The sequence below is a fragment of the Nocardia flavorosea genome (assembly GCF_015477805.1).
Lineage (GTDB): Bacteria > Actinomycetota > Actinomycetes > Mycobacteriales > Mycobacteriaceae > Nocardia > Nocardia flavorosea_A.
In genome coordinates this window covers 1690270-1707181 of sequence record NZ_JADLQL010000001.1, presented here as the reverse complement: position 1 = coordinate 1707181, position 16912 = coordinate 1690270, and the positions used below count along the sequence as shown (strand labels likewise).

General features: G+C 67.2%; 16 protein-coding genes. 14 read left to right on the top strand and 2 right to left on the bottom strand.

Annotated elements, in window-relative coordinates:
* Positions 1 to 93: 93 nt before the first annotated feature.
* The 3 genes from IU448_RS07670 (at position 94) to IU448_RS07660 (ending at position 2189) form a co-directional block, all read left to right on the top strand.
* Positions 94 to 1017, top strand: coding sequence for a tyrosine-type recombinase/integrase (locus IU448_RS07670; protein ID WP_195054714.1), 924 nt, complete (start codon positions 94 to 96; stop codon positions 1015 to 1017).
* Between the two features lie 464 nt (positions 1018 to 1481).
* A complete protein-coding gene (locus IU448_RS07665; protein WP_195054713.1) occupies positions 1482 to 1859 on the top strand; it encodes a YidH family protein in 378 nt (125 codons plus the stop codon).
* Between the two features lie 9 nt (positions 1860 to 1868).
* A complete protein-coding gene (locus IU448_RS07660; protein ID WP_195054712.1) occupies positions 1869 to 2189 on the top strand; it encodes a DUF202 domain-containing protein in 321 nt (106 codons plus the stop codon).
* 38 nt (positions 2190 to 2227) lie between these two features.
* On the opposite strand, the gene IU448_RS07655 is transcribed toward IU448_RS07660, so the two are convergent.
* Entirely contained in the window at positions 2228 to 2689 is a 462-nt protein-coding gene (locus IU448_RS07655) for a M23 family metallopeptidase (protein WP_228812062.1), read from the bottom strand.
* Positions 2690 to 5029: 2340 nt separating this feature from the next.
* Between IU448_RS07655 and rpsB the strand changes: the two genes are divergently transcribed.
* The 5 genes from rpsB (at position 5030) to IU448_RS07630 (ending at position 9774) form a co-directional block, all read left to right on the top strand.
* Positions 5030 to 5854, top strand: a complete 825-nt coding sequence (gene rpsB, locus IU448_RS07650) for a 30S ribosomal protein S2 (protein ID WP_195054710.1) — start codon at positions 5030 to 5032, stop codon at positions 5852 to 5854.
* 147 nt (positions 5855 to 6001) lie between these two features.
* A complete protein-coding gene (gene tsf / locus IU448_RS07645) occupies positions 6002 to 6826 on the top strand; it encodes a translation elongation factor Ts (RefSeq protein ID WP_195054709.1) in 825 nt (274 codons plus the stop codon).
* 259 nt (positions 6827 to 7085) lie between these two features.
* On the top strand, positions 7086 to 7814 hold the full coding sequence (gene pyrH, locus IU448_RS07640) for a UMP kinase (RefSeq protein WP_195054708.1): 729 nt from the start codon (positions 7086 to 7088) through the stop codon (positions 7812 to 7814).
* 50 nt (positions 7815 to 7864) lie between these two features.
* Positions 7865 to 8422 (top strand): ribosome recycling factor, encoded by a 558-nt coding sequence (gene frr, locus IU448_RS07635; protein ID WP_195054707.1) that lies wholly within the window; start codon positions 7865 to 7867, stop codon positions 8420 to 8422.
* A gap of 341 nt (positions 8423 to 8763) precedes the next feature.
* Positions 8764 to 9774 (top strand): phosphatidate cytidylyltransferase, encoded by a 1011-nt coding sequence (locus tag IU448_RS07630; protein ID WP_195055105.1) that lies wholly within the window; start codon positions 8764 to 8766, stop codon positions 9772 to 9774.
* Between the two features lie 15 nt (positions 9775 to 9789).
* On the opposite strand, the gene IU448_RS07625 is transcribed toward IU448_RS07630, so the two are convergent.
* Complete coding sequence (locus tag IU448_RS07625; protein WP_195054706.1) at positions 9790 to 10173, bottom strand: LapA family protein; 384 nt, start codon at positions 10171 to 10173, stop codon at positions 9790 to 9792.
* A gap of 146 nt (positions 10174 to 10319) precedes the next feature.
* Here IU448_RS07625 and rlmN point away from each other — a divergent pair, with 146 nt between their 5' ends.
* The 6 genes from rlmN (at position 10320) to IU448_RS07595 (ending at position 16852) form a co-directional block, all read left to right on the top strand.
* Positions 10320 to 11429, top strand: a complete 1110-nt coding sequence (rlmN, locus tag IU448_RS07620) for a 23S rRNA (adenine(2503)-C(2))-methyltransferase RlmN (RefSeq protein WP_195054705.1) — start codon at positions 10320 to 10322, stop codon at positions 11427 to 11429.
* Between the two features lie 242 nt (positions 11430 to 11671).
* Complete coding sequence (gene lhgO, locus IU448_RS07615) at positions 11672 to 12883, top strand: L-2-hydroxyglutarate oxidase (RefSeq protein WP_195054704.1); 1212 nt, start codon at positions 11672 to 11674, stop codon at positions 12881 to 12883.
* Between the two features lie 202 nt (positions 12884 to 13085).
* The gene (gene dxr, locus IU448_RS07610; protein WP_195054703.1) at positions 13086 to 14225 is read left to right on the top strand and encodes a 1-deoxy-D-xylulose-5-phosphate reductoisomerase; all 1140 of its coding nucleotides are present in this window, start codon (positions 13086 to 13088) and stop codon (positions 14223 to 14225) included.
* Positions 14226 to 14351: 126 nt separating this feature from the next.
* Entirely contained in the window at positions 14352 to 15545 is a 1194-nt protein-coding gene (locus tag IU448_RS07605; RefSeq protein WP_195054702.1) for a M50 family metallopeptidase, read from the top strand.
* A 211-nt stretch (positions 15546 to 15756) separates the two neighbouring features.
* Positions 15757 to 16416: a hypothetical protein gene (locus IU448_RS07600; RefSeq protein ID WP_195054701.1), complete on the top strand. Its 660-nt coding sequence runs from the start codon at positions 15757 to 15759 to the stop codon at positions 16414 to 16416.
* Positions 16417 to 16588: 172 nt separating this feature from the next.
* Complete coding sequence (locus tag IU448_RS07595; protein ID WP_195054700.1) at positions 16589 to 16852, top strand: DUF2631 domain-containing protein; 264 nt, start codon at positions 16589 to 16591, stop codon at positions 16850 to 16852.
* Positions 16853 to 16912 lie beyond the last annotated feature (60 nt).

The following is a 16912-nucleotide window of genomic DNA, read 5'->3' as shown; positions in this document are numbered from 1 at the left end:
CCCGGTCGTTCACGGCCGGGATGATGTGAACGGCGGTGATCGGTACCGGCGCGTGAGGTTGCGCCGCCGGGAGCCGCGGGCGACGGTGTGGTGGTGGCGGAACTTCCCGAGGACCTCGAAGCCCTGCTGACCGAATACGGGAGATACCTGGAACTCGGCCGTAACCGGTCGCCGCATACTGTGCGTGCTTACCTCGGCGATACTCGGTCGCTGCTCGGGCATCTGATCGTGCAGTCTCCCGACGCTTCGCTGCGCGAACTCGATCTGACCACGCTGCGGTCGTGGCTGGCGGTGCATGCGGAACAGGGTGCGGCGCGCACGAGTATGGCGCGGCGTGCCTCTGCGGCCCGGGCCTTCACCTCGTGGCTCACCCATACCGGCCGGCTCGAACGCGATCCCGGCCTGCGGCTGGCCGCCCCCAAAGCCCATCGCAGCTTGCCCGCGGTGCTCGGGCAGGAGCAGACCGCCCGGATCATGTCGGCGGTGGAATCCGGTGCGGCCCAGCATGATCCGATGGCAGTACGAGACAGGTTGATCATCGAACTGCTCTATGCCACCGGTATCCGGGTGAGCGAGCTGTGCGGTTTGGATATCGACGATGTGGACCGGGAGCGCCGGGTCGTGCGCGTTCTCGGCAAAGGACGCAAAGAGCGGTCGGCGCCGTTCGGCCTACCCGCCGATCAGGCGGTACACAACTGGCTGAACCACGGCCGGCCGATGCTCGCCGTCCCGGATTCGGGCCGCGCCCTGCTGCTGGGCCGGCGCGGCCGGCGCCTCGACCAACGCCAGGCTCGGACCGTTGTGCACGCCGCAATATCCGCGGTCCCCGGCGCCGCGGATATGGGTCCGCACGGGCTCCGGCATACGGCGGCCACCCATCTGCTCGAAGGCGGCGCCGATCTGCGGGTAGTGCAGGAACTCCTTGGCCACGCCAGCCTGGCCACCACCCAGCTCTACACCCACGTATCGATCGAACGTCTCCGCACAGCGCACGACCAGGCGCATCCTCGGGCCTGAGCCCGGCAGCCGATCGTTGCGACCACGGCGTACGGCCCGATCCGCGGAACAGGCCGTATCTCCCGACGATCCGCGCGCCGAAGACAGCGCCGCCGCCCGAGCCCGTTCCGCGGGCCGGTCGAGGCGGCTCCGCCGAATCGTCGCGATGCGGGCCGGCGCTGCTGCGCTACCGCCGGGTGGCCGGCCGCTGCCGTGTCAGCAATGAGCAAGATCACCACCGACCAGATCTCGGCGTATTCCACCGATTTGCTCAGTGCGGGACGGGCGGCCGCAGCAAGGCGAAGATCTGCCGGCACGCGTCCAGGTTGCCTTCCCGGCGGGATATACCGGCACGGCGCGTATCCGTGGACTCACGTCCCGCGCGGCGTTTACGCTGTCCAGCGGATCCGTTCAGCAGTACCCGAAGGACCGGATCGGGAGGTGGGCGTGCAGACAGCTAACAGGGCGAATGCTCGATGAGCCGGATGCCGGGTGAGACCGGTGCGCCGGATTCCGATGAGTCACGGGAACCGGCCGTGGCGCCGATCGATTACCGGTTCACGCTGGCCAACGAGCGCACCTTCCTCTCGTGGATCCGCACCGCACTCGGGTTGCTCGCCGGCGGTGTGGCCGTGCACACCGTCGTGGTGGAGCAATGGGCGTCGGATTTCCGTTCCGTGCTGGCGGTGAGCTGCCTGCTGCTGTCGCTGGTGGTGGCGGTCGGCGCCTTCCTGCACTGGCGGCGCATCCGGTCGGCCATGGACGAGGGGCGGCCCCTGCCCGGCACAGTGCTGGTCCCCGTACTTTCTGTGGGGACCGCGTTCGTGGCGGTACTCGCCTGCGTAGCAGTACTGCTGCACTGAGAGGTGCCGATGCCTGATCCGACCGAAATCCGATTGGCTGCGGAACGGACCGCGCTGTCGTGGCGGCGAACCTGCCTGGGTACGGTCGCCGTCGCACTCCTGATGCTCCGCGCGGTGCTGCAGGCCGGCTGGGATGCCTCCGCGCTGGCCCCCGGTATCGCCGGCCTGATCCTGCTCGTCGTGGCCGGAACGGGCTACCGGCGCAACCTGCAGTTGCACCATGGCGCGGGCGGCTCCGGCTCGATGACTATCCGGTGGACGACCGTGGCGGTGGTCGTCGCCGTGGCGGTCACCGTCGGGTTCGCACTGGCCACACCGGCCGCGGGCTAGCGAATTCGGTAACACTCCTGTGTCGTTTCCGTGTCTGCCTACAGGTGCACCGGTTTCAGACGGATCGGGGACAGGTGCAACAGGCCGAGCGGATCCAGATACTCTCGTTTCGCCCGGCTGCTGCCCTCCCGGCGTACGCCCCAATGCAGACAGGCGGTGGCACATCCTGCGTGGCCCGCTTCGAGAACACCGATCGGCGTATCGCGGGTGACCCGTCTGCCGACAGTGACCTCGGCCCGCACCGGCTCGTAGGTGGTTCGCAGGTCTCCTTTGTGGCGTATCGATACCACCGGCCGACCGGCAACTTCGCCGGCGAAGACCACGACTCCCGGGCCGGCCGCGTACACCGGTTGTCCCGTCGTTCCGGCGAGATCGACGCCTCGATGCCCCGGCAACCAATCCTGCGCTGGTGGGTCGAAGGCTCGTTCGACGGCCGGCCGTGGCCGCAGCGGCCAGGTGAACGGCTTGCCCGGTGCCGCTGGGGCCGTACCCGACGACATCAGCACGATGAACAGAACCAGGAGTCCTGAGAATGTCCCTGCTCCGGGCCGGGCGTACCCCCTCCATACGCCCGGCCCGGCGGTGCTCCTACCTCCGGCCATTCGGACCCGGGCAGGGGGGCGGAGCAGTCTTCGGTGCGAGCCGGATCAGCGTGCGCAGCAGTTCACCCAGCGCCGGAACGACCGTGCGGGCCGACCCGGACGCAGAACCTGCGGCCAACTCGGCAGACCCGGACCAGAGCGCCGACTCGCGTTCGGACCCGGCCCCGGAGCACGATCCGCGGCATGCGGCCACCGCAGCCGAAATAGCGGAACCGCCGTCCGAGGAGGCCGCCGGATCGGCTCCATGTCCCGTCTGGGCGAGAGCCGGCGGAGGTGCCGTCGTCAAAGGTATCGGGGGCGTCGTCTTTCCAGGAGCGACCGCAAGCGGGCCCGGCACGCCCACACCGAAATGGTCCGCGTCGGCGACGGCCGGTTCCATGATCTGAGCAGGTCGTGGCGGCGCACCATCGACCGCAGAAGCCCGGTTACGGGAGTTCGGGCCCGGTGCCCCCGCCGGGCCGGGGCCGGTCACGGTATCGCCGGCGTAGGGCTGTGCGAGCACCACGGATTCGCCGGAATAGGCGGCGGCGGTGGCGCCCGGGCCCAGCGGGAACGCAACGAGCACCGTGGTGAAAGCGGCGCCGAGCAGTACATCCCACCGTCGGCGCTCCACTGCGGGGCGACGGTGCCGAGCCCGAGTGGAAACCGAGTAGGTGACAAGTTGCCTGCCGCCCACAGTCATAGACCTGGCCGCAGCCCGCCCCGCCCGCTCGCCACCGCCGTCCCGGCACCCGACGGCGTGGCCCCGATGGTGGCGATCGCGCCGCCCGAGACGTCCTTGCGTCCGCCGTACCACCTGACCGATCCGCGGTTCACCGCCGTCGGGACGTTGTCTCACGGCGGTGGCCATGATGCTGTGCCGCTGCACCACCGGGTATCGTCGCGACCCGCCGCCGGCTTCGTTCCTCGGCGCCGCTACGCTGCGCGCCCGGATCGGCCCGTTCCGGGCGCCGGTGTGGTCTTCCGGGACGTCACGCCGGATCGGGTTGCGGATCGGCGCGCGCCGGAACCGTCGATCGGGTGCGATACGGGACGGTGTGCCGACAGGCAGCGGTGTGTCATCGGGCCGCACTGTAGGAGACCGGCGGCCAGGGGCCGTCCGCTGTGATCCGGCGGCATCGAAGAGAACGGGGACGTTATCGCGTTCGGTCGGGCGAAAGGGACGATGGGCCATTCGGCGTTCGTATCGCCGGGCACGCCGTTCGATATCGCCCGGTCCTGCGGTCACCGTTTCCGCGGCGACGGGCCCGAGCACCTGCGCCGTGAGATGCCCGCCGGCTCGAGTGCCCGCCGGGGCCGCATTCCGGACCAGACGATTCCGGACCGACACCGTGGCGCGGCTCCGAGCACGAGCAGATGTCATCGCAGAGCCCCCGCGCTGGTGCGCCCGAGTGCGGTACGGAAGAAATCGGGGAATTGCTGAGCGTGCCGGGGTGCTGGATCCGGCCGCGCAGGTCCGTGGCTGGGGCCCGTCGCCGGTCGGATCGGCGACGGTGGGCGTCGGTGCGGCGACGAGCCGGTCGGCCGCCGGTGTCCGGTGGTGCTCGGCGCACCACGGGCGGCGCTCGGACAGCGGGCCGTGTCCGTGCCAGGTGCCCACTCCGCGACCGAGCCTGCCGGCGTTGCCTCGCGGAACTCCGCGCGCACGGGCTGCTGCCGATGGCGGTTCCGGCGACCTTCGCGGCCATTGAGGCGACGATCGGCCGGTACGTGCGACGCGTGGCGCGACCGGCCCATCACGTACTGCGATATAGGGCCAGCTGTGCGGTGCGAGCGGGAGTCCGCTGGGTGTGATGCGGGTGTGGGCGTAGGTGTCGTGGCGGCTCATAAGCTCAGCGTGCCCGCGCAGGATTCCCGCCGGAACCAGCAATTCCGGCATCTGTGGATAACCCATCATCTGTGAACAAATTGCATTTCAGAAGGGTCGGCTACGTCATCCCGAAGGCACTCGCCCGACCGGCCGATTTCCGATTCCCGCAGCGCACGCCGTAAACTGGCCGAGCGGTCTGTGTTCGCAGGTTTCTGTGTGACACCGGCCGACTTCGCGCACCACCGTGCTTGTTCATCACGGCGCTGCCCACCGCGTGGCCCTGGGGCCGACGGCCGGCGGCGCAATTCCGGAACAGGGAACGTCTCGGCTGGTCCCGATCCCGATCGGGTCCGAGCGTTCTGTGGTGCCAGGGCAGCGGGCCGCCGGCTTGCTGCGACAACCGGCAACGAAAGAGAGATACGAGAGCAATGGCTGTCGTAACCATGAAGCAGCTGCTCGACAGCGGCGCGCATTTCGGGCACCAGACCCGTCGCTGGAACCCGAAGATGAAGCGGTTCATCTTCACCGACCGCAACGGCATCTACATCATCGATCTGCAGCAGACGCTGACCTACATCGACAAGGCCTACGAATTCGTCAAGGAGACCGTCGCCCACGGCGGCACCGTCCTGTTCGTCGGCACCAAGAAGCAGGCCCAGGAGTCCATCGCGGCCGAGGCCACCCGGGTCGGGATGCCGTATGTGAACCAGCGCTGGCTGGGCGGCATGCTCACCAACTTCTCCACCGTGCACAAGCGTCTGCAGCGCCTCAAGGAACTCGAGGCCATGGAGCAGACCGGTGGTTTCGAGGGGCGCACCAAGAAGGAAATCCTCATGCTCACGCGTGAGATGAACAAGCTGGACCGCACCCTCGGCGGTATCCGCGATATGCAGAAGGTGCCCTCGGCCATCTGGGTCGTCGACACCAACAAGGAGCACATCGCCGTCGGTGAGGCCCGCAAGCTGAATATCCCGGTCATCGCGATCCTGGATACCAACTGCGATCCCGACCTCGTCGACTACCCGATCCCGGGTAACGACGACGCGATCCGCTCCGCCGCGCTGCTCACCAAGGTCGTCGCCTCCGCGGTGGCCGAGGGCGTGCAGGCCCGGGCCGGCCGTTCCGGCGGCGACGACAAGCCCGAGGCCGGTGCGGAGCCGCTGCCGGAGTGGGAGCAGGAGCTGCTGGCGCAGGCCGCGCCCGGCGCCGAGACCCCGGCCGAGGCGCCCGCGGAGACTCCGGCCGAGGCCTGAGTCGTTACCCGGTGTTCGGCCGGTGCTCACCGGCCACTGCCAAGGTGAGCGCCGCCGAACCCGATTTTCCACAGTGGTGGCCACGGCTGTACGAGTCGTGGCCACTGCTGCCCGGTACCTGACTTTCTCGAAGGAGGCTCGCCCCCGATGGCGAACTACACCGCCGCTGACGTGAAGCGGCTGCGGGAGCTCACCGGCTCCGGAATGATGGACTGCAAGAACGCGCTGGTCGAAACCGACGGTGATTTCGACAAGGCCGTGGAACTGCTGCGCATCAAGGGCGCCAAGGATGTCGGCAAACGGGCCGAGCGCACCACCGCCGAGGGCCTGGTCATCGCCAAGGACGGCGTGATGGTCGAGATCAACTCCGAAACCGACTTCGTGGCCAAGAACGCGGAGTTCCAGGAGCTGGCCGATAAGATCATCGCCGCCGCCGCGGCCGCGAAACCGGCCGATGTGGATGCCCTGAAGGCCGTGGCCCTCGACGGCTCGACGGTCGACGACACGCTGCAGGCGCTGGCCGCCAAGATCGGCGAGAAGCTGGAACTGCGTCGCGTCGTCTCCCTGGACGGCCCGGTCGCCACCTACCTGCACAAGCGGGCGTCGGATCTGCCGCCGGCCGTCGGTGTGCTCGTCGAGTACACCGGTTCCGGTGACGCCGCCGCGGAGGCCGCCCGTGGCGCCGCCATGCAGGTCGCCGCGCTCAAGGCCAAGTACGTCACCCGCGACGAGGTCCCCGCCGATCTCGTCGAGAACGAGCGCCGGATCGCGGAGCAGACCGCCCGCGAAGAAGGTAAGCCCGAGGCCGCGCTGCCCAAGATCACCGAGGGTCGCGTGAACGGTTTCTTCAAGGACGTCGTGCTGCTCGAGCAGCCGTCGGTCACCGACAACAAGAAGACCGTGAAGGCTCTGCTGGACGAGGCCGGTGTCACCGTCACCCGGTTCGCCCGGTTCGAGGTCGGCCAGGCCTGATCCGTTTTGTACAGACCCCCGTCGCATACGCTGCGGCGGGGGTTTGCTGCTGAGCGGGCACTTTCCGGCCTCGGCCGCCCCGTCGTGCGGCTGCCGGGCGGCGTAGGGCAGGATAGAGGCCGCCCTGTGTTGGCCTATGCCATATAGCCGCGCGCCGCGCCGGGCCAGTCGGAAGCGGGCGGCACCGGTTCCCCGGCGGCCCCGCACCCATGAACACTATCCACCGAGCACCGCCGATCGCCGAAGGAGACGCCAGCCGATGACGCAACCCGGGACCGACCGATCAGGATATCGCCGGGTACTGCTGAAACTGGGTGGTGAGATGTTCGGCGGGGGCACAGTCGGGCTGGATCCCGATATGGTGCAGACCGTTGCGGAGCAGATCGCCGAGGTCGTTTCCACGGGGGTACAGGTCGCGGTGGTGATCGGCGGCGGGAACTTCTTCCGCGGCGCCGAACTCGAGGAGCGCGGTCTCGAACGCGCCCGGTCGGACTACATGGGCATGCTCGGCACGGTGATGAACAGTCTCGCGCTACAGGATTTCCTGCAGAAGCAGGGCGTGGACACCAGGGTGCAGACCGCCATCACCATGGGCCAGGTTGCCGAACCCTACCTGCCGCTGCGGGCCAAGCGGCATCTGGAGAAAGGGCGCGTGGTGATCTTCGGTGCCGGAATGGGGATGCCCTACTTCTCGACCGACACCACCGCCGCCCAGCGGGCGCTGGAGATCGGTGCCGAGGTCGTGCTGATGGCCAAGGCCGTCGACGGAGTGTTCGACGCCGATCCGCGGGTGGATCCGGACGCCAGTATGTTTCACGAGATCACGCACAAGGAAGCCATCGAACGCGATCTGAAGGTCGCCGATTCGACGGCGTTCAGTTTGTGCATGGACAACCAGATGCCGATGCTGGTGTTCAATTTGTTGACCAAGGGCAATATCGCCCGGGCGGTGGCCGGTGAGAAGATCGGCACATTGGTTCGATCCTGATACCGCGGGCCCGCGGGTCATGACGATGACGACGCAGTGGAGGAACGGTCGTGATTGAAGAAGCGCTCTTCGACGCCGAGGAGAAGATGGAAAAGGCTGTCTCGGTGGCGAAGGACGACCTAGGCACCATCCGGACCGGGCGCGCGAACCCGGGGATGTTCGCCCGGGTCGTGGTCGACTACTACGGAGCGCCGACCCCGATCACCCAGATGTCGAGTATCACCGTCCCGGAACCGCGGATGGTGGTGGTGAAGCCCTACGAGCAAGCACAGCTGGGGCCGATCGAAACCGCGATCCGCAATTCCGATCTGGGCGTGAACCCGACCAACAACGGCGATATCCTGCGGATCTCGATCCCGCAGCTCACCGAGGAGCGGCGCCGAGAACTGGTCAAACAGGCGAAGCAGAAGGGCGAGGACGCCAAGGTCGCAATCCGCAACGTGCGGCGTAAGGCCATGGACGAACTGGGCCGGATCCAGAAGGACGGCGAAGCCGGTGAGGACGAAGTCGGCCGGGCCGAGAAAGAACTGGACAAGACCACGGCCAGGTATGTCGGGCAGATCGACGAGCTGGTGAAACACAAGGAAGCCGAACTGCTCGAGATCTGACCCGGCGCTCTGGGTCGCGTATCGTCCGTGCTCGGCACGAGCGGTGGGTGCCGTGCGGAAACGATGCCGTATCGGCATCGCAACGATGATCCGGCGGGCCGGTGGCCCCGGGATTGACGCACAATGAGAACAGCGGAGCGGCGACGCCCGCTTCGGGTGGGAACGAACGGAACGACGACGAGTTGAGCGACGGGACAATCGTGGCCGAGAAAGCCGCCGCGACCGGTGCGGCCCGACCGCAGCCGCCGGCCGAGGGCATATCCGAATCGACATCGGCGCCCGCAGGTGCGTCCGCAGACGCCCCGGCGGCCGGTGGGCCGTCCGGTGCCGTACCCCCCGATATGCCGGCGGGTGCTGTGCCTTCGGGTGCGCCTGCCGGTGGCGCGGCACCGGTTGCGGCGGGTAGTTCAGGGACGCCGGCCACGCCTTCGGGGGTTGTGCCGTCCGGTGCGTCCTCGGGTGCTGTGCCGGCCGAGACACCTCCCGGTGCGACGGGCGCGAGCAAAACCCCGGCGGACCCGTCGCCGCGGCGTTCCCGGGCCGGCCGCAACCTTCCCGCCGCACTTGCCGTCGGCCTGACTCTGGGGATCTCATGCATCGCGGTGCTGCTGTTCGTGCCCAAGGTGTTCATCGGCGTCGCGGGTGCCGCGGTCGGTATCGCTACCTGGGAGGTGGCCAAACGACTCCGTGAAGCGGATGTACTGGTGCCGCGCACGCCGTTGATCGTCGGCGGTCAAGCGGTGTTCTGGCTGGGCTGGCCGTTCGGCGCGAGTGGGGTGGCCGGTGCCTTCGCGGCGACAGTTTTGATCTGTATGGTGTGGCGGCTGTTCGATCACGGCCTGAACACGGCACCGCGCAATTTCCTGCGCGATACCGCAATCACGGTGTTCACACTGGCGTGGATCCCGCTGCTGGCCTCGTTCGCCGTCCTGCTGCTCCTGGAGGAGCCGGACGGCAACCTGCGGGTGCTGACCTTCATGATCCTTGTGGTGTGCTCCGATGTGGGCGGCTACGTGGCGGGAGTACTGTTCGGCCGCCATCCGATGGTGCCCTCGATCAGTCCCAAGAAATCCTGGGAGGGATTCTGCGGGTCGCTGGTGTTCGCGATCATCGGCGGCCTGCTCACCGTGACATTGCTGCTGGAAGCCAACTCGATGATCGGCGTGGTGCTCGGCGTGGGCCTGGTGGTCGTCGCGACTCTGGGCGATCTGATCGAATCGCAGATCAAGCGCGAACTGGGCATCAAGGATATGGGCACCATGCTGCCCGGGCACGGCGGCATCATGGACCGGCTCGATTCCATGTTGCCGTCGGCCTTCGTGTCCTGGCTGGTGCTCAGCACCCTGCTCTGAGGCCGCGCCGGCCGGTCACTTCTTGTGTACCGCGCGCCGCAGCTGCATGATGCGGACACCGCCCACCAGGGCCATCACCAGGGCGCCCGCGATCACCGAGAGCAGGATCGTGACGCCCAGCGGCAGCGAGAAGTTCCAGAAGAGCATTTCGACGTCCGCGCTCTCCGAATTCTGGATGATGAAGATGAGCAGGATGATGCCGAGGATTGCTGCGATGATCAACGCTATCCAGGCATTCCCCACTCGGGAACTGCCCGTGTCCTTGCGTGGCCGGGTCGTCTTCCGGCCGGTGGGAGCGGGTGCGGGCTTCCCGGGGACGGGTTCGCTCGGCGGGCCTCCCAGAGGCGGCGCACCGGGCACGGCGCCGGCTTCGGGAGTTCGGTCATCAGAGGTCGCCATATGTCGATGATTGCCGACAGCTATCGTCGACGCACGGATTTCCGGTCCGCCGGTCGATCGCGCCGCCCGGCTGCCCACCTGCTCAGCTGCCCGGTTAGACGGCTTGTCGCTGGTCACATCGAGCGAGATGCCACACTGGTAGGACTATGACCGCCCCCTTGCCCTTGGTTTTCGACGCACCCCGCCGCGGGATGCCACCCCGCCACCTCGCCGATCTCGACGCCGACGGGCGTCGCGCCGCCATGACGGAACTGGGTCTGCCGAAGTTCCGGGCCGACCAGATCGCACGTCAGTACTACGGCCGGCTCCAAGCCGACCCCACCGCGATGACCGATCTGCCCGCCGCCGTGCGGGACACGATCGCCGGGGCGCTCTTCCCGCCGCTGCTGACCCCGGTCCGGCATATCGCCTGCGATGCGGGGGAGACCCGGAAAACGCTGTGGCGGGCCGGTGACGGCACGTTGCTGGAGAGCGTGCTCATGCGCTACCCGGACCGCGCCACCCTGTGTATTTCCAGCCAGGCCGGTTGCGGTATGGCCTGCCCGTTCTGCGCTACCGGGCAGGGCGGGCTGACCCGCAACCTGTCCACCGCCGAAATCGTCGACCAGGTCCGTGCCGCCGCCGCCGACCTGCGCGACGGCGCGGTACCGGGTGGGGCCGGGCGGCTGTCCAATATCGTGTTCATGGGTATGGGGGAGCCGCTGGCGAACTACAAGCGGGTGGTGAACGCCGTCCGCCGCATCACCTCGCCCGCGCCGGACGGCCTCGGAATCTCACAGCGCAACGTGGTTGTCTCCACCGTGGGCCTGGCCCCGGCGATCCGCAAACTCGCCGACGAGGGCCTGTCGGTGACGCTCGCCGTCTCCCTGCACACTCCCGACGACGAACTGCGCGACACCCTCGTCCCGGTGAACAACCGGTGGCCGGTGGCGGAGGTCCTCGATGCCGCCCGCTACTACGCCGATAAGACGGGTCGCCGCATCTCGGTGGAATACGCGCTGATCCGCGATATCAACGATCAGCCGTGGCGGGGGGATATGCTCGGCGCCAAGTTGCACAAGGCGCTCGGGTCGCGCGTGCACGTGAACGTCATCCCGCTCAACCCGACACCGGGCAGCAAATGGGACGCCAGTCCGAAACCGGTTGAACGCGAGTTCGTGCGCCGGGTCGAGGCGCAGGGTGTCCCGTGCACGGTCCGCGATACCCGCGGCCAGGAAATTGCCGCCGCGTGCGGTCAGCTCGCCGCCGAAGGCTGAGGAGTCCCAGAACCGCCTCGACGCAGCATTGCGTGGCCGATAGTCAGCACCGATCCGGTGACCGGCCCGGACCCCGCAATGGAAGGATGCCCGGTATGAGCGGCCGGAACCGGCACGTAGAACTGCGCCCGGCAGCGGCCTGTTCGCGGACGAAGTGGTAGCGGCGACGGTCCAGTCCGAAGCGCTGGAACGGCCCCGAGTTCATCGAGCTGCCGAGTACACGAGAAACAGGAGCGACAGGTATGGCCGACCGAGTGGTCGTCGTGGTCGGTGCGGGAATCGTAGGCCTCGCGGTGGCCAGGGAGATCGGTCGCCGGCGGCCGGGGGACCGAGTGGTGGTGCTGGAGAAGGAAGACCGGGTGGCAGTGCATCAGACCGGTCACAACTCGGGAGTCGTGCACGCTGGGATCTATTACCGACCGGGGAGTTTGAAGGCAGTACTGTGCGCCCGGGGCCGGGAGATGCTGCGCGAGTACTGTGCCGAGCGGAGTTTGCCGTATAAGGAATGCGGCAAGCTCGTCATCGCGGTGGACGACGAGGAAACGGCTCGCCTGGACGCCTTGGAAGCACGGGCGGTCGAGAATGTGGTGCCCGGACTGCGCCGAGTCGATTCCGCCGGTATTCGCGATATCGAACCGTTCGCGGAGGGGGTCGCGGCGTTGTATTCGCCGCATACCGCGATCACCGATTTCCGCCGGGTGGCCGAAGCTTTCGCGGCAGATGTGGTGGCGGCCGGCGGCGAGATCAGGACCTCGTGCGCGGTGAACCGGATGACCCGGACGGCTTCCGGTATCGAAATCGGTGTGGGGGAGCAGGTCCTGCACGCGGACCGGGCCGTGCTCTGCGCCGGGTTGCAGGCGGATACGGTGGCCCGCCTGGCCGGTGGCGACCCCGGCCCGCGAATCGTCCCATTCCGCGGTGAGTACATGAATGTGGTGCCGGCGAAGAGTGATCTGGTGCGCGGGCTGGTCTATCCGGTTCCGGATCCGCGGTATCCCTTCCTAGGGGTGCATTTCACGCGGCGCGTATCGGGCACCGTCGAGGTCGGACCGAATGCGGTCCTGGCCTTCGCCCGGGAAGGATATCGGCGCACCCGGTTCGTTCCCCGGGATATGGCGATGACCTTGGCTTGGCCGGGTTTCCGCCGGATGGCGCGGCAGCATTGGCGCACCGGGTTCGACGAAATGTACGGCTCGGTATCGGCCGGTGCCTATATGCGTAAGGCGCAGCGCTACATTCCCGCGATCGGGGCCGCGGATGTGGTGCGTGGGGCAGCGGGTGTCCGCGCACAGGCGCTCGATGCCGACGGCACCCTGGTCGACGATTTCCGGATCGACCGTCTCGGCCGGATCACGGCTGTCCGCAACGCGCCGTCACCGGCGGCGACTTCATCGCTCGCGATTGCCGAGTATGTCGCCGATGTTTTCGAGGACAAAGCCGATGCGGCTGATTGACGGGTTGCGAATCGCCTGCGCGTGATCGGTAGTTCCCACACCGCAGCGCCGGCGCGCCTGTGTTCGGTAGCCGTGTCCGCGAATCGTGTCCTCGAGCTGTTCGTCAGGTCTGCTCGCTGCTCAGCATCGAGTCGTATGCCCGATATCGGACATACGACTGCCCGTCGACGCCGGGACACGCGCAGTCGGAGAGAATGGGTGCGTGTCAGATACCCGCAGAGTCCTCCTCCTCGGCAGCACAGGTTCTATCGGTACCCAGGCGCTCGAAGTGATCGCCGCCAACCCGGACCGGTTTCGTATCGTTGGTTTGGCGGCCGGGGGTGGACGCACCGAACTGCTGGCCGAACAGATGGCTGCGACCGGTACCGACAACGTTGCGGTGGCGGATCCGGCGGCGGCGAGCGCGCTCGGCGTTTCTCTCGGTGGCGCGCACGCGGTAACCGAGTTGGTCCGTAGTACCGAAGCCGATGTCGTGCTCAACGCACTGGTGGGTTCGCTCGGATTGGAACCCACCCTTGCCGCGCTCGAATCGGGGGCCACGCTCGCTCTCGCCAACAAGGAGTCCCTGGTGGCCGGCGGCTCGCTTGTCACGCGCGCAGCGGAACCGGGGCAGATCGTGCCGGTCGATTCGGAGCACTCGGCACTGGCGCAATGTCTGCGCGGCGGCCGAGAGACCGAGGTCGCCAAGCTCGTACTCACGGCCTCCGGCGGCCCCTTTCGTGGGTGGTCCACGGACATGCTGGCTGCGGTGGAACCGGCCCAGGCGAAGTCGCACCCCACATGGTCGATGGGGCCGATGAATACTCTCAACTCCGCGTCGCTGGTCAACAAGGGGCTCGAACTCATCGAGGCACATCTGCTGTTCGGTATCCCGTACGACCAGATCGAGGTGACCGTTCATCCACAGTCGATCGTGCATTCGATGGTGACTTTCACCGATGGGTCGACCCTCGCACAGGCGAGCCCGCCCGATATGAGATTGCCGATCGCGCTGGCGCTGGGCTGGCCGGATCGAGTCCCACATGCTGCGGCAGCGTGTGACTTCGGCACCGCGAGCACCTGGACGTTCGAACCGGTGGACAACACCGTTTTCCCAGCGGTGGAGCTGGCTCGGCACGCCGGTCGGCAGGGCGGATCGGTGACCGCGGTGTTCAATGCCGCGAACGAGACCGCGGTAGCGGCATTCCTCGACGGGCGTATTCGTTTTCCGGAGATCGTGTGTACGGTCGAACGAGTGGTCGAGGCAGCCGATCAGTGGCGTGCCGAGCCCGCGGGGGTCGCCGAAGTACTGGCGGCCGACATTTGGGCGCGGGACCGTGCGGAATCCGTTGTTCGTGGGTGACGGTGGGCCGGGCCGGTCGAGAAGCTCGAAGTCTGCCGCTACAGTGGACCCCGTGCTCGCGGCCGTGCCGGTCTTCCTTGCGGGCCGGCGTCATGATCTGCACATCGCAGGAGGGCTGTAGACCACATGCTTTTCGTTCTGGGGTTCGTCCTGTTCGCCCTCGGCATCACCGCTTCGGTCGCGTTGCACGAGTGCGGGCATATGTGGGCAGCTCAGGCCACGGGAATGAAGGTGCGCCGGTATTTCGTGGGCTTCGGTCCCAAGATCTTCTCGTTTCGGCGCGGTGAAACCGAGTACGGTGTCAAAGCGCTCCCACTGGGAGGTTTCTGCGATATCGCCGGAATGACAGCGTTGGACGAGTTGGAGCCCGAAGAGGTGGACCGGGCCATGTACCGGCAGGCCACCTGGAAGCGGCTGATCGTGATGTTCGCCGGTATCTTCATGAACTTTCTGCTTGCCTTTCTGCTGATTACGGCGCTGGCGATGACTGCGGGCCTGCCGAGATTGACCGAACCGAGCCCGACCATCGGCGCGCTGGGTTGTGTACCCACGCAGAACGCGGATCTCGGCTACGGCGAATGCTCGGGTACCGGTCCCGCGCAACGAGCCGGTCTGCAACCCGGCGACACGGTGACGGCGGTGGACGGTGTGCCGGTCGGCACATGGTCGGAATTCCAGACCGCGACTCAGGAGAAGGCTGGGGTTCTCACTTACACGGTCGATCGTGACGGCAGCGAACTGATTGTCGAGGTCGTGCCCGAACGGGTCGAACGTTACCGTGAGGACGGCACAGTCCGGGAGATCTCCGCGGTCGGGGTGACGCTCGAAAGCCAGGGGCCTGTCACCTACGGGCCGATTGCCGCGATTCCTGCTTCGGCGGTGTTCACCGCCGATCTGGCTGTGCGTACAGCCCAATCGCTCGTGCAGCTACCGCAGAAGGTGGGAGCGCTCTGGGAGGCTGTCAGCGGTGGTGAACGGGACGCGGACACTCCCGTGAGTGTTTACGGGGCCAGTCGGCTCGGGGGGGAGAGCTTCGCCGCCGGGATGTGGGGGTGGTTCATCCTCCTGCTGGCCAGCTTGAACTTCTTCCTGGGTGTTTTCAATCTGCTTCCGCTGCTGCCTCTCGACGGCGGGCATATTGCCGTCGTGATCTACGAGAAGCTGCGTAATACCATCCGTGGCTTCCGTGGGCTGCCGCCGCATGGCCCGGTGGACTACCTCAAGCTGTTGCCCATCACTTATGTGGCAGTGGTCCTCGGTGGCGCCTACATGCTGCTGACACTGGCTGCCGACATCGTGAATCCGATCAAGCTGTTCTGATCTGAGGCCATTCGCGGACGGCGATCCCTCCGCAGGTGTCGGCGACTGTGTTCTGTTGCGGCGCAACCGCGATCGCGGACTGATGCTTGTCAATTCCCGTCCGGGTATCTAGAGTTGATCTCGGTAGCGGCGCAGGGCCTGGGGAGTTGGCCTGATCCCTATTGTCCGGTCGCGATTGTGCCGGTGGGGGGAGGTTGTTCTCCGAGGTCTCGTGACGTTCGATCACATACTGTTGTCGGAGGCGTCGTTGCCGTCGTTAGGTAACGAAGGGGTCTCTGTGAAATTTCGTAGAATGCTGTCGTCCGTGTCCTGGGCCGTCGTGGTGTGGGGGTGTCTGAGCTCGGCTGGTATCGGTGCTGCCGCCGCCGCAACGATGCCGGTCGATATAGCCGCGGCGTCGAAGAGTGCCGTAACGGAGGCGATCACCACGCAATCACTGCCGCTGAAGACGGACGTGAGTAGCCTTGCCATGGAGCAGATCGCGGTACAAGACTCGAGTAGGGGCGATCTGCGGCTGGTGGAGGTGCCGGTCGAACACTCCGGCGGGGTTGTGCAGTTCGTGGTCGACGACAGGGCCCAGATCGTCGACTATGCCGAGAAACTGGTCACTCGTCAGTACGACGGCACACGCGCCGTTGCGGTATGGCAGGACGGTGTGCTGCGCCCGGACAGTGGCGCCCGGCCGATCGCCGGCGATCCGTTCACGAGCTGCCTGGAAGCGGAGGGAAACCGCGGCGCGATCGCCAAATGGGCATTGCAGAAGTGCTATAGCGGGACGCTGATCTCTCCGGCCCAGGGGGCCGCGTGCTTGCTCGGTCTCGGTGTCTCCGAAGACGTGATCGACAAGTGTCAGCAGCTGGCGATGGCGTAGGTAGGTCCAGCCGTTGCGGGTATCGGAACGTCACGCGGCCGATACCCGCAACCGGCAGATTCCGCGGATCGCCGGCACGTGACCATTGTCACCGGCCCCGCCCGGTTGGCTACGACGGGCGGTCGTATGCCACGATAACTGGCAGTATCCGTTCTCTCGAGGAGGAGCGATCGTGCCCGCCACGGACGTCGAACTTGTCACTGACCAGCACGTCACCACGGTGGACCCTGCTGAGGTTCCGTCGGCGGCATTTGGTTGGAGCGGTGAATCACGCACAACCTTCCGGGTGGCCGCGGTGGTCGTGATCATCGCGCTGCTCGGCATGCTGATCGGCAATCATTCGGGTCAGGTCGAGAACCTGTACCTGATCGGGTTCGCGGCCGCGCTCGCCGGAATCCTGATCTACGACGTGATCTACCGCCGCAAACCGCGCTGAACTGCGGGTTCGCCTATAGCGCCGAGCGTGCCGGGCGTCGCCGGGGTTACCTGCAGGTGA